The organism is Streptomyces sp. NPDC052107 (genome assembly GCF_040680215.1).
Lineage (GTDB): Bacteria > Actinomycetota > Actinomycetes > Streptomycetales > Streptomycetaceae > Streptomyces.
In genome coordinates this window covers 141,967-155,240 of the sequence record NZ_JBFAWG010000005.1, presented here as the reverse complement: position 1 = coordinate 155,240, position 13,274 = coordinate 141,967, and the positions used below count along the sequence as shown (strand labels likewise).

The 13,274-nt window shown below is 71.1% G+C and carries 8 protein-coding genes and 1 pseudogene; 6 read left to right on the top strand and 3 right to left on the bottom strand.

The window, feature by feature from the left end:
- The first annotated feature begins 37 nt into the window (after positions 1–37).
- Together AB0M27_RS07545 and AB0M27_RS07540 are read left to right on the top strand one after the other, a co-directional pair.
- On the top strand, positions 38–1,147 hold the full coding sequence (locus tag AB0M27_RS07545; RefSeq protein ID WP_365718948.1) for an ATP-grasp domain-containing protein: 1,110 nt from the start codon (positions 38–40) through the stop codon (positions 1,145–1,147).
- Positions 1,148–1,269: 122 nt separating this feature from the next.
- Positions 1,270–2,955: a carbohydrate binding domain-containing protein gene (locus AB0M27_RS07540; protein WP_365718946.1), complete on the top strand. Its 1,686-nt coding sequence runs from the start codon at positions 1,270–1,272 to the stop codon at positions 2,953–2,955.
- 174 nt (positions 2,956–3,129) lie between these two features.
- Here AB0M27_RS07540 and AB0M27_RS07535 read toward each other — a convergent pair whose 3' ends face one another.
- Together AB0M27_RS07535 and AB0M27_RS07530 are read right to left on the bottom strand one after the other, a co-directional pair.
- The gene (locus tag AB0M27_RS07535) at positions 3,130–6,270 is read right to left on the bottom strand and encodes a glycoside hydrolase family 38 C-terminal domain-containing protein (protein ID WP_365718944.1); all 3,141 of its coding nucleotides are present in this window, start codon (positions 6,268–6,270) and stop codon (positions 3,130–3,132) included.
- Positions 6,271–6,328: 58 nt separating this feature from the next.
- Complete coding sequence (locus AB0M27_RS07530; RefSeq protein ID WP_365718942.1) at positions 6,329–7,666, bottom strand: 6-phospho-beta-glucosidase; 1,338 nt, start codon at positions 7,664–7,666, stop codon at positions 6,329–6,331.
- 162 nt (positions 7,667–7,828) lie between these two features.
- Between AB0M27_RS07530 and AB0M27_RS07525 the strand changes: the two are divergent.
- From AB0M27_RS07525 to AB0M27_RS07515, 3 genes and pseudogenes are all read left to right on the top strand, one after another.
- A pseudogene (locus tag AB0M27_RS07525) lies at positions 7,829–8,458 on the top strand (beta-galactosidase domain 4-containing protein); the annotation flags it as partial.
- A 232-nt stretch (positions 8,459–8,690) separates the two neighbouring features.
- Positions 8,691–10,517: a LamG-like jellyroll fold domain-containing protein gene (locus tag AB0M27_RS07520; RefSeq protein ID WP_365718940.1), complete on the top strand. Its 1,827-nt coding sequence runs from the start codon at positions 8,691–8,693 to the stop codon at positions 10,515–10,517.
- A gap of 125 nt (positions 10,518–10,642) precedes the next feature.
- Positions 10,643–11,419, top strand: a complete 777-nt coding sequence (locus AB0M27_RS07515; RefSeq protein ID WP_365718938.1) for an IclR family transcriptional regulator — start codon at positions 10,643–10,645, stop codon at positions 11,417–11,419.
- A gap of 20 nt (positions 11,420–11,439) precedes the next feature.
- Here the strand turns inward: AB0M27_RS07515 and AB0M27_RS07510 are convergent, their stop codons facing one another.
- A complete protein-coding gene (locus AB0M27_RS07510) occupies positions 11,440–11,778 on the bottom strand; it encodes a nuclear transport factor 2 family protein (RefSeq protein ID WP_365718936.1) in 339 nt (112 codons plus the stop codon).
- Positions 11,779–11,918: 140 nt separating this feature from the next.
- Here AB0M27_RS07510 and AB0M27_RS07505 point away from each other — a divergent pair, with 140 nt between their 5' ends.
- Positions 11,919–13,169, top strand: coding sequence for an Ig-like domain-containing protein (locus AB0M27_RS07505; RefSeq protein WP_365718934.1), 1,251 nt, complete (start codon positions 11,919–11,921; stop codon positions 13,167–13,169).
- Positions 13,170–13,274: the final 105 nt, after the last annotated feature.

The window sequence follows — 13,274 nt, the reverse complement described above, 5'->3', positions numbered from 1 at the left end:
GCCGAGCCCTGCCCGCACACCGTGAAAGGCGGCCTGCATGCTCTCTCGCGTACGCGTCTGGCTCAACCGCACGTACGCGGAGAACGTTTTCTTCATGGATCAGCTGCGCAGAAATCCCAGCGATCGCGCGGTGGAGATCCATGCCACGCACGGGGACCCCGACTCCCCCGTCCTGGCCGCCGCCGACACCGCCGACCTGGAGCCGGAGGGCCTGTCCCCGGCCGCCTACGTCGAGTACGCGCTCGACCAGTGCGCCCGGCGCGGCATCGACGTGTTCGTGCCCCGGCTGCACCAGGCGGCGATCGTGCGGCACCGCGCCGAGTTCGCCGCCGCGGGTACGGCGCTGCTGGCGCCGACGCCCGAGGCGGTTGCCGTGTTCGAGGACAAGGCGACCGCGTACCAGGCGGTTCACTCGGTGGGCGTGCCCGTGCCACCCTGGTGGCGGGTGCGTACGGCGGACGAACTCCTCGCCGCTGTCGAGGAGTTGGAGGCCTCCGGGCACAGGGCGTGCTTCAAACCGGCCGCCGGTGCCGGCGGGGTCGGCTTCCGGGTGATCACCCGCGCCCCGTTCTCGCTGTCCAACCTGGAGGGGTTCCCGAGCCCGTACGTCCAGCTCGACCTCGTCGTCGAGGCGCTGCGGCGGTCCGGGCAGCCGGTGGACTGGCTGGTGATGCCGCGCCTGGAGCAGCCCGAGGTGTCGGTGGACTGCCTGACCGGGCCCGACAACCGGCTGCGGCTCGCGGTGGGCCGCACCAAGAACGGCCGCCGGAGGGGCTTCACTCTGGACGAGCGATGGCTGGAGCCGGCCCGGCTGATCGCGGAGGGCTTCGGGCTGCACCACCTGTCCAACATCCAGTTCCGCTTGCTCGGCGACCGGCCGGTGCTGCTGGATGTCAACACGCGGCCGGCGGGTGGCTTGCATCAGCTTTCACTGTGTGGGGTGAATGCGCCGTGGGCAGCCGTGCAGTTGGCGCTGGGTGAGGATCCGGGGGTGGTGGAGCCGCCGTTCCTGGGGCAGGACTACACGGTGATTTCGGGGCCGCGGTCCGTTCTGCCTGTGGTGCTTCCCCGGCAGAGGGAGGCGGAGGTCGCCCTTCCGGCGTTGCCCGTGCAGGTGGCCTCGGCGGTGGGGGTCCTGCCGCTTTAGTCCGCCGGTATGGACCAATTCTGCGTCTGTCCTTGACAGCTCGATTGGTCCATACCAAATTCTTCAGCGCACCTCTGCACAGCCGTGCACTCCCGAACACCGCATCCCCACAGGGAGATCGTGTGCGCAATCCACTCGGACGTCACAGACGTCGGCTTCTCGCTCTCCTCGGTTCCGTCGCTCTCGCGGTCGGCGGAGCCATCGCCCTTCCGGGCACCGCTCAGGCAGCCAACATCCTCACCAATCCCGGCTTCGAGTCCGGCGGCCTCTCCCCCTGGACCTGCACCGGCAATCTCGGCTCGGTCGTCTCCTCCCCCGTGCACAGCGGCTCGAAGGCTCTGCAGGGAGCGGTGACGAACAGCGACAACGCGCAGTGCAGCCAGACGGTCGCCGTGCAGCCGAACACGACGTACACGCTCGGCGGCTGGGTACGCGGCAGCTATGTGTACCTGGGCGTGAACGGCGGCGCCTCGACCTGGACCACGTCGCCGACGGCGTACAGCCAGTTGAGCGTCTCCTTCACCACCGGTGCCTCGCAGACCAGCGCCACCATCTATGTCCACGGCTGGTACGCCCAGGGCACCTACTGGGCCGACGACATCAGCCTGGACGGCCCCGGCGGCGGGGGCGGCGGTGACACCCAGGCACCGACCGCTCCTACGGGCCTGGCCTCGACCGGCAAGACGTCGTCGAGCGTCTCGCTGTCGTGGAACGCCGCGACGGACAACGTGGGCGTAACCGGTTACGACATCTACAGCGGCTCGAACCAGGTGCTGACCGTCTCCGGCACGTCCGCCACGGTCAGCGGGCTGTCGCCCAGCACGTCGTACACCTTCACGGTGAAGGCGCACGACGCTGCCGGGAACGTCTCGGCCGCCTCCAACGCCGTCTCCGTGACCACGAACGCGGGCAGCGGCGGCGGCACCGGGTTCACGCAGGCCGCGCCGTATCTGTACGAGGGCTGGGGCGATCCGCCGAGCCCGACGACGGTGATGAGCGCGACCGGGATCAAGTGGTTCACGATGGCGTTCGTGCTGGACTCCGGCGGCTGCACCCCGGCCTGGGACGGCAGCCGGCCGCTCACCGGCGGCGCCGACCAGAGCGCGATCAACGCCGTCCGGTCCGCCGGCGGTGACATCGTCCCGTCCTTCGGTGGCTGGCAGGGCAGCAAGCTCGGCGCCAACTGCTCCTCGGCCGCCGCGCTCGCCGGTGCCATCCAGAAGGTGATCGACGCCTACGGCCTGAAGGCCGTCGACATGGACATCGAGAACACGGACGAGTTCGAGAACGAGGCCGTGCAGGCGAAGATCCTCACCGCGCTGAAGACGGTCAAGGCCAACAACCCGGGGCTGAAGACCATCGTCACCTTCGGCACCTCGACCACCGGGCCGACGTACTACGGCAACCGGCTGATCGAGCAGGCGCAGTCGCTCGGCGCGAACATCGACGTGTTCACCATCATGCCGTTCGACTTCGGCGGTGGCTCGGACATGTACGGCAACACCGTGAACGCCGCGGAGGGCCTGAAGAACAAGCTGAAGTCGACCTTCGGCTGGGACGACGCGACCGCTTACGCGCACATCGGCATCTCCGGCATGAACGGCCTGTCCGACCAGCAGGAGACGACCACTCCGGCGATCTGGACCCAGATCCGCGACTGGGCGAACTCCCACCACATCGCGCGGCTCGCCTTCTGGTCGGTCAACCGCGACCGGCCGTGCCCGGGCGGCGGCGTGGTGAGCAACTGCTCCGGCATCAGCCAGAACAACTGGCAGTTCACCTCGATCACGGCCGGCTTCACCGGCTGAGCGCGACCCTCGGTGTCCCCCGGTTCCAGGACCGGGGGACATCTTTTTCCGTTGGGGGTGTATCAGGGCGCGGTCTCACGGCTCTCCATGACAGCAACGGAGAGCCGACGGGGGAAGACGGGGGAAGACGGGGGAAATCCGGGGGGGACGGGGGAACGGGTCGGTCGGTCGCGGTCACGGGGAGCGACCGGCCGACCCGGCCGGTCTGGGAGGCGGATCGCCTGTCCGGCGTCCGCCGGCCGGGACCCCGACTGCCTGGGATCCGACCGCCTTTGCTCGCCGCAGACGCAGGGTCAGGACCTGGAAGGGCCGCAGCGTGAGCGGGACCGAGCCGTCGGGGTCGGCCGTCGCGTCGCCCAGCGGGCGTTCGAGCAGGTCGGTGACCTCGGCTCCGGCCAGCGGGAACCCGGTGCGCAGCACCCCGGCGGCCCGGCCGCCCCGGGACTCGTACAGCCGGACCACCACGTCCCCGGAGCCGTCGTCGGCCAGCTTGACCGCCTCCACGGTCACACCCTGGCCCACGGTGGAGACGACCGGCTCGGGCTCGCCTGCGGAATCGGCGACGCGCAGCGGCAGGTTGAGGGCGTAGCCCTCGGCGACCGCGTCCTCGATGGTCGCGCCGGGCAGCAGGGCGTAGGTGAAGCGGTGCCGCCCCTGGTCGGCCTCGGGGTCGGGGACGCGCGGGGCGCGGACCAGGCTGAGGCGGACCGTGGTGGTCGTGCCCCCGTCCTCGCGGACGGTGCGGGAGACGTCGTGGCCGTAGGTGGAGTCGTTGATGACGGCGACGCCGTAACCGGCTTCGGCGATGTGCACCCAGCGGTGGCCGGAGACCTCGAAACGAGCCGCCTCCCAGCTGGTGTTGGTGTGGGTGGGCCGCTGGACGTGGCCGAACTGGATCTCGGCGCAGGAGTGCGGGGCGCGCAGATCGACGGGGAAGCCCGCCTTGAGGATCTTCTCCGTCTCGTGCCAGTCGATGTCCGTCTCGAAGTCGACACGGGCGCTTCCGGCGCGGACGGTGATCGTCTGGACGATGCGGGATCCCCTGCCGAAGGAGCGGACCACCCGGATCGCGCCGGCCAGGGCGCCCTCCTCGACCACGGTGACGGAGTCGGGCTCCAGCAGGTCGGTGTAGCGGTTCCTGTAGTGCTCGTCGATGTCCCAGGCGTCCCAGTAGTTGGGCAGGTCCGTGTGGAGGCGGAGCAGATTGCCCTGGCCGGCGAGGACTTCGCGGTCGGCCCGCAGATCGTATACAGACGACAGTGTTCCGTTTTCGCCTACCTGCACCCGGACGATCCCGTTGTCCAGGGTGCGCCCCTCGACCGTGACCGGGTGCGGGGGTTCGGCGGGCGTGAGGGGCGCGGAGCCGTTCGCGGGCACCCGCACGTACATCGGTGCGCCCTCGGCGGTGCGGACCACCTCGGCGCGGTCGCGGGGGCCGGTGTTGAACACGCGGGGCCCGCCGGCGCCCAGGGCGGCGATCGCCTCGTCCGTGAGCGCCGTCAACTCCCCCGCCAGGCGGGCGTATTCGGCCTCGGCCTCGCGGTGCACCCAGGCGATGGAGGAGCCGGGCAGGATGTCGTGGAACTGGTGCAGCAGGACCGTTTTCCACAGGCGGTCCAGCTTCTCGTACGGGTAGCCGTAGCCAGGCGCGTGCAGTGCGGCCGTCGTGGCCCACAACTCCGCCTCGCGCAGCAGGTGTTCGCAGCGGCGGTTGCCCTGCTTGGTGCGGGCCTGGGTGGTGTAGGTGGCGCGGTGCAGCTCCAGGTACAGCTCGCCCACCCAGACCGGGGCGTCCGGGTACTCCGCGCGGGCCTTGGCGAAGAACGCGTCGGGGTGTTCGATCTCGACCTTCGCGGAGCCCTCCAGGTCCTTCAGGCGGCGGGCGCGTTCCATGATCTCGCGGGTGGGGCCGCCTCCGCCGTCGCCCCAGCCGAAGGGGGCGAGGGAGCGGGTGGCGCCGCCCTTCTCGGCGTAGTTGCGGACCGCCCGGGCCAGCTCGGCGCCGCTGAAGCGGGCGTTGTAGGTGTCGATGGGTGGGAAGTGGGTGAAGATGCGGGTGCCGTCGATGCCCTCCCACCAGAAGGTGTGGTGGGGGAAGGTGTTGGTCTGGTTCCAGGAGATCTTCTGGGTGAGGAACCACTCGTTGCCGGCGAGCCTGGCCAGCTGGGGGTAGGCCGCGGTGTAGCCGAAGGAGTCCGGCAGCCAGACGCCCTTGGTCTCGATGCCGAAGTGGTCCATGAAGAACCGTTTTCCGTGGACCAGTTGGCGGGCCAGGGCCTCACCGCCGGGCAGGTTGCCGTCGGCCTCCACCCACATCCCGCCGACCGGCGCCCACTGGCCCTTCTCCACCGACTTCCTGATCCGCTCCCATACGTGCGGGTAGTGGTCGCGCACCCACGCGTACTGCTGGGCCTGGGAACAGGCGAAGACGAACTCCTCATACTCGTCGGCGAGCGCGGTGACGTTGGAAAACGTTCTCGACGTCTTGCGTTTGGTCTCGCGGATCGGCCACAGCCAGGCGGTGTCGATGTGCGCGTGGCCGACGCCGGAGACGATGTGCGCGCTGGCGTGGGCGGGCTTGGCCAGCACCGGGCGCAGAGACTCCCGTACGGCGGGTGCCGAGGCGGAGACGTCGTCCAGGTCGAGCAGGTCCATGGCCCGGTCGAGGGCGTGCATGATCTCGTGCCGGCGCGGTTCGTGCTCGCCGAGCTCCAGCATCAGTTCGCGCAGCACCTGGAGGTCGAGGTCGAGGTGCCAGACCTGCTCGTCCAGGATCGCGAGGTCGGCGCTGCGGAATGCATACAGGGGACGGTCACCCGCCGTCCGTACATCGCCGAGCGGGGTGGGTACGGCGAAGCCGTCGGCCAGGATGTCCGGGTTGGAGGCCGCCTCCACCAGGTACTCGACTGCTTCACCGCCCGCCGCCGGATGGGCGACCGGCACGTACTGGTTGAGCGGGTTGACCGCCTTCAGCGGCGTGCCGTCGGTGCGGTGGACGAGCGCCTCGGCCTGGTTGCCGGGCCAGTCGCCGACGAACCCGAGGTCGATCACCGCCTCCACCCGCTCGCCGGCCCACTCGGCGGGCACCCGGCCGCGCATCCGGAACCAGGTCGTCCCCCAGGGCGGACCCCAGGGAGTGTCCATCGCGAACGGCGTGTACGGAGCGGCCGCGGCCTCCTCGAAGGAGACCGGTTCCCCGGGGGCCTGCCAGGCCTCCACCTCCAGGGGGACACGTGCCGCGTAGATCGCGGGCTTGATGCGCTGGCTGTGGAGGCGTTCGACGCGCTGCTCGATCCTGCGGCGTTCGTCGTGCATGGAGATCTCCAGAGAAAGCGGGGGACGGCCCGGGAAGGGAGAGTGGCCGGGGAAACGCTTACTTGAGATACGCCAGGCCAGGATGGACCTCGACGTAGCCCTCGACCAGCCTGCGGGCCACGTTGACCGAGTCGACCAGCGGATGCAGCGCGAACGCCTTCACGGCCGCCTCCCGGGAGGCGGACTCGGCGGCGGCGAGCACCTCCCGCTCGACAGTCTTGACCGAGCAGACCAGTCCGGTGGCGTGGTCGGGCAGCGGGGCTACGGCCACCGGGTGGGCGCCGCCCGCGTCGACCCGGCAGGGGACCTCGATCACGGCGTCGCCGTCGAGCACGGCCAGCGTGTTCGCGTTGCGCACGTTGAGGATCAGCATGGTCCGCTCGTCGCGGGCGATGGCCCGCATCAGGGCGAGCGCGACCTTCTCGTAGCCGCCGGACAGGTCCTCGGCCTCGCGCTCGCCCGCGCCGGCGCTCTCCCGGTTCTCGGCCATGTAGGTGGCCTCGCGCTCCGCCCGGGTGCGGTCCCACACCTCAAGGGCGGACCGGTCCGTGCGCAGGGCCTCCGTGTAGAAGCGGGCCTGCTGGTCGCGCAGGAAGGCACCCCGGGTCTGCTCGGCCTGCTGGTAGGCGCGCACGGCTTCCCGGTTGAAGTAGTAGTAGTGCAGGTACTCGTTGGGGATCGCGCCGAGCGACTGCAGCCAGTCGACGCCGAACAGCCTGCCCTCCTCGAAGGAGCCGAGCAGGGCGGGGTCGGCGAGAAGGCGCGGGAGCTCGTCGCGCCCGGCGACACGCAGGCCGCGCACCCAGCCGAGGTGGTTGAGGCCGACGTAGTCGACGAAGGCCTCCTCCGGGTCGGCACCGAGAACCCGGGCGATACGGCGGCCGAGGCCGACGGGCGAGTCGCAGATGCCGATGACCCGGTCGCCGAGGTGCCGGGACATGGCCTCGGTGACCAGTCCGGCCGGATTGGTGAAGTTGATGACCCAGGCGTCCGGGGCGAGGCGGGCCACACGCCGGGCGATGTCGACGGCGACGGGCACGGTCCGCAGGCCGTAGGCGATGCCGCCCGCGCCGACGGTCTCCTGGCCGAGCACGCCCTCGGCGAGCGCCACCCGCTCGTCGTCCGCCCGGCCCTGAAGGCCGCCGACGCGGATCGCGGAGAAGACGAAGTCGGCGCCGGCGAGCGCCTCGTCGAGGTCGGTGGTGGCGGTCACCCTGGGCGCGTCGGGGATGCCGGCGGCCTGTTCGTCCAGGACACGGCGTACCGCATACAGTCGGCGCTCGTCCAGGTCGTGCAGGACGACCTCGGTGACCCGCCCCTCGGCGTGGTCGGTCAGCAGCGCACCGTAGACGAGCGGCACCCGGAACCCGCCGCCGCCCAGAATCGTCAGCTTCACGTCTGCACCCTTCCCCGGTCTCCCGCCACGACCACCTCGGCTCGGGCCCGCTGGAGGGCGGACCGGGCCAGGCGACCCTCTGGTGCATCTTCTCCTTCATCAGCCACTGACATCCTCCCCTCTCGAACGAGGGGCCCGGTAACCCCGACACACGGCCGGCCCGATCCGCACGGCACGCGCACGGACCACTAGGCGGCCATCGAGTCCACGCCGGGTCTTCAGAGCGGCTTCATCCGGGAGTCCTGGGACCACGGAATCGTGCGGAGCGTGAGCGAGGGAAGACCGGCCGGGCGCGCGGGTGCCGGGCTGTACGACAACGGTGTCACCGCACCCGGCTGCCGCTGGGCGTACGGCGGTGACCACGACAGCCCATGCACCGGGCACGGGGCGGACGAGGTCGACGGGGCCCAAGTGGTGGTCTTTCCCGGTCGCAGCGACCGCATCCCGAAGCCGGACCCGCGCCCCTGCGGGGACCTCGCGGCACCGGTCCGCATCCGGTGCTACCGGCACGAGGGGATCGTCGTCGCCAACCACCGGCGCTTCCCGGGTCTTGCCGGGCTGGCGGCGACCTGGGAGCTGGTGCCGGCCGACGGCCCCACCCTGACCGGTCCGGCCGAGCTGCCCGATCTGCGGCCGGGCGAGACCGCGGCCGTACCGCTGCCCTTCACCCTGCCCAAGGACGGCGGTGAGGCGTGGCTGACGCTGCGGGTGGTGACGGCCGAGGACGAGCCGTCGGCGCCGCGTGGCACCGAGGTGTGCGCGCCGCGCCTCCGGCTGCGGGCGGCGGGGCCGTCGTCGGTGGAGGCGGACGACGACAAGCTGCTGACCGTGGCGCCGGTGCTCACCCTCGGGCGGCCCCTCCCCGAGCACCGCGTTCCGCCGGGCGCCCACCGCCGGAACTGAAGCCCGCGCGTTCTGCAACCCGCGCGTTCTGCATCCCCTCAGGCCTCCCTCACGCCCCCTCGACGCTCCCCCCTCAGTCCCGCACCCCCGCCCTCCCCGACACTCACCTCATGGAGCACACGTGTGTACATCGCATGACGACAACCAGGGCGAGGCCGTGCTGGCCGGTGCCGGAAGACGCAGTTTCCTCAGGGCCACCGCGCTGCTCGGCGCCGCCGCCACGGCCGGGGTCGGCATTCCGGCCGTCGCCGAGGCGGCCGAGCGGAGCGGCCGGCGGCCGGACCCGGAGAGCCGCCGGTTCACGCTCGCGGTGATGCCCGACACCCAGTACCTGTTCGACGGCCCGAGCATCTACCCGGCGCCGCTCGAAGCCTCGTTGCGCTATCTTCTGGAGCACGGCAAGGAGGACAACATCGTCTTCCTGACCCACCTCGGCGACCTCACCCAGAACGGCGCCGAGGCGGAATTCGCCGCGATCGGCGAGTCGTTCGGGATCCTAGACCGACGGGGCGTCGGCTACAGCGTGCTGGCCGGCAACCACGACATCCGGTCGTCGACGGACGACCAGCGCGGCTCGACGCCGTACCTGGACACCTTCGGGCCGCGGCGCTTCCGGGACAAGCCGACGTTCGGGGGCGCCTCTTCGGACGGCTACAACACCTACCACCTGTTCCGGGCCGCCGGCCGCGAGTGGATGGTGCTCGCGCTGGACTGGAGGCTGTCGGCGAAGGGGTACGCCTGGGCGAAGGACGTGCTCGCCCGGCACCCGAAGACGCCGGTCGTACTCACCACGCACGAACTCGTCGCCGGGGACGAGCAGTTGTCGGCGTACGGGCAGCAGCTGTGGGACCAGCTGATCGAGGACCACGACCAGATCTTCCTGACCCTGAACGGCCACTACTGGCCCGCGGGCCGCGCGACCCGCAAGAACGCGGCAGGCAACGAGGTGCACCTGCACCTCACGAACTACCAGAACCGCTACTTCGGCGGCGCGGCGATGATCCGCCTCTACCACTTCGACCTGGACCGGAACGTCATCGACGTGGAGACGGTCTCGCCGTGGATCCTCGGCCGGGCCAAGCAGGGGCTCAACGAGCTGGAGCGGCAGGAGATGGAGCTCAGCGGCGACGCCGACCGCTTCTCCGTCGAGATCGACTTCGCCTCCCGCTTCTCCGGCTTCGACCCGGTGCCGGCCCGCCCGGCGCGGCCCGCCTCCCAGATGCTGGTCCGGGGGACGGTCGCGTACTGGCGCTTCGAGTCCCCCGTGTCCGGTACGGTCCGCGACCTGTCCGGCCACGGCAACGACCTCACCGTCGCCTCGGTGGGCGGCGGCACGCTCGGCTGGTCGGCCGACCACCATCCCGACCAGCCGGGCCACGGCAGCCTGGAGTTCCAGGGCTACAAGTCGCCGCTGAAGGGCGCGTATCTGCGCACCGTCGACACCGCCCCGCTCAACTCGGCCACGTTCGAGAACGGTTACACCATCGAGGCGTTCTACTGGCTGCCCGCCGACTGGGACGCCTCGCACAACGCCTGGTCCGGCCTGGTGAGCCGCACCGGCCGCAACGGCTCCGTGGGCACGGTCACGGACGACCCGGACGAACCGCTGGCCACGCTGTCGCTCTCCGACGGCCCCGGCCCGCAGTGGGCGGTCCACCCGCTCAACCAGCAGCAGCTCGCCACCAACTGGGGCGACGAGACCGCCCGCGAGACCTGGTGGCACCTGGCTGTGGTCAACGACGGACAGCACACGATCATGTACGTCCAGGGCTGTCCCGTGGCGCGCAACCCGCACGCCCCCGCGATCGGCATCGCCTCGTCCGGGCGCCCCTGGCTGCTCGGCGGCTACGAGTACGCGGACAAGGTCGACCAGATCCTGCACGGACGCCTCGGCGACGTCCGGATCGTCTCCCGGCCGCTGCCCGTCACCTCCTTCATGACTCACTGACCGGCACGTGGGGCCGGTGAGACACCGGCTCGTCGTCTTTCGCCCTGGGCCGCGGTCGAGCGGCGCGGGGCGGGGTCGTCGGTTACGATCCCGGCCGGGACGAACGGCGACAGGGTGAGGTGTCCGTGAGCGAGCGGTCCGCGGCCGACCGTCTGCTGGCCGTGCTCGCCGCCTTCGACCACGAGCACCCCGCCCTGTGCCTGACGGACATCAGCCGCCGGGCGGGGCTCAGCCTGACCACCGCGCACCGCCTGGCGGGCGCCCTGACCGCGTGGGGCGCGCTGGAGCGCGACGCGTCCGGGGTGTACCACGTGGGGCTGCGGCTGTGGGAGGTGGCCGCGCTCGCCCCGCGCGGCCTGGGCCTCAGACAGCTGGCGCTGCCGTACCTGGAGGACCTGTACGAGGCGACGCACGAGAACGTGCAGTTGGCCGTGCGGGACGGCGCGGAGGTCGTCTACATCGAGTGGCTGTCGGCCCGGTCGGCGGTGGGCGTGCACATCCGGGTCGGCGCGCGCTGGCCGCTGCACGCCACCGGCGTCGGGCTCGTCCTCCTCGCCCATGCCGACCCGGACCTGCAGGAGGAGTACTGCGCCGGGCCGCTGGCCGCTTTCACGCCGTACACGATCAGCGATCCGGTGCGACTGCGGCGTACGCTCGCCGAAGTGCGCCGCGCCGGCGTGGCTGTGAGTGAGCGTCAGGTGACCGAGGACGCGCTGTCGGTGGCGGCGGCGGTGCGCGGGCCGGGCGGGGACGTGGCGGCGGCGGTGTCGGTCGTGGTGCCCCGAGCGGGCGCCCAGGTGCCGGCGCTTGCTCCGGCGGTACGGCTCGCGGGCCGGGGGATCTCGCGGGCGCTGGGCTGGCGACCGGAGCGGCGGGCGGGACGACGTACGCGGGCAGGGTGACGTAGGCAGTCGGGTGCCGTTCACACCCGTCCGCCGAAGAAGACCTGCACCTCCCGGATGAGTCCGTCCCGCACGGTGACCGCCTCCATGTTGCGGTGACGCTCGCCACTGGTCAGTTCGTACTCGTACTGGACGAAGACCACCTCTTCGTCGGCGGCGACGAGGTGCAGGATCCGCTGCTCGGTGAACCGGTCCGCGGTGGGGAAGCAGCGCTCGAAGAACGCCGCTTTGCCGATGTGGTCGTCCTGGGGGCTGGTGAAGGTGAAGTCGTCGGCGTAGAGGGGCAGGGCCGCCTCGCGGTCCTGTGACCGGTAGTGCCGGAGGGCCGCCTCGACGACGCTGGCCGGAGATCCGTTCATGCGCTGTCCTCGGTCGGAGGGGACGAGGAGGGAGCCTCCTCACGGGAATCTCAGGAAGCACCCTCCGGATTCAAAGGAGCATCCCAGACAAGCCTCGCAGGATGCCCAGGCACCGTCGGGAGAACTCAGGAAGGCGTGTCGTGTCAGTGGCGCACATTTCGAACCGGTCCGGACGGCAGCCGCGGAGGTGGTCCCGGCGCGGTCTGCTCGCCGCGCTCGGCGCGGCACCCGCGGCGGCGGCCCTGGCAGGGTGCGGTTCCTCGGCGGACGCGTCCACCGCGGCCGACGGCAAGGGGGCCACGGCGTCCGCGCGGACGGCCGGGGCGAAGCCGGCGACGATCACCGTCACGCCCGCGGACGGTACCCGGAAGGCCGGTTTCAGCAGCCCTGTCGAGGTCACCGTCAGCGCGGGCACGCTCGCGTCGGTTGAGGTCACGGGCAACGACGGGTCGTCGCTCGCGGGCACGTTCAACACGGCCCGCACGAAGTGGACCTCCTCCCGCAACCCGTACTCCGGTACGAAGTACACGGTCACCGCCAGGGCCGAGGGGACCACCGAGGCACACGTGACGTCCTTCACCACCAAGGCGCCCGGCGCCACCTTCGTCGGCTACTTCACCCCGGACGCCGGTTCCACCTCCGGGGTCGGCATGCCGGTGTCGATCAACTTCACGCACGCGATCACCGACCGGGCCGCGGTGCAGAAGGCGATCACGGTGACGGCGGAGCCGGGCGTGGAGGTGGTCGGGCACTGGTTCGGCGACACCCGGCTGGACTTCCGGCCGGAGACGTACTGGGCTCCGGGCACGAAGATCACGCTGAGTCTGCGGCTGAAGGACGTTCAGGGCGCGGAGGGCGTCTTCGGCGTTCAGCACAAAGACGTCACGTTCCACATCGGGCGCGAGCAGATCAGCACGGTCGACCTGGCGACGAAGACGATGACGGTGCGGCGCGACGGCCGGACCGTCGCCACCTATCCGGTCACCGGCGGCGACTCCTCACACACCACCTGGTCCGGGATCATGGTGATCAGCGAGCGGTTCGAGCAGACCCGGATGGAGTCCTCCACGGTCGGCCTGGGCGACGAGTACGACATCCCGGACGTGCCGCACGCCCAGCGGCTGACCACCTCCGGCACCTTCGTGCACGGCAACTACTGGGCGTCCACCGCGGTGTTCGGACGCCGGAACACCAGCCACGGCTGTGTCGGGCTGCACGACGCCAAGGGCGCGGGCGACTCCTCGGTGGCCGGCTACAAGTTCTACGAGAGCTCGATGCTCGGTGACGTGGTGGTCGTGAAGAACTCCGGCGAGGAGACCGTCGACCCGGCCAACGGGCTCAATGGATGGAATCTGTCCTGGGCCGACTGGAAGGCGGGCAGCGCGGTCTGAGCCGGTACGGGAGGCTTCACCCCGTGAACTCCCCTGCGGGTCAACGACTTTCTTTGTTTCACGCCTTGACGGCCGCAGGGGCGAGGAGCACATTGGCGGCACCTT

Coding starts and splice junctions, on each gene's coding strand:
- AB0M27_RS07545 (WP_365718948.1), top strand. CDS start 38: ATGCTCTCTCGCGTACGCGTCTGGCTCAACCGCACGTACGCGGAGAAC.
- AB0M27_RS07535 (WP_365718944.1), bottom strand. CDS start 6,270: ATGCACGACGAACGCCGCAGGATCGAGCAGCGCGTCGAACGCCTCCAC.
- AB0M27_RS07510 (WP_365718936.1), bottom strand. CDS start 11,778: ATGAACGGATCTCCGGCCAGCGTCGTCGAGGCGGCCCTCCGGCACTAC.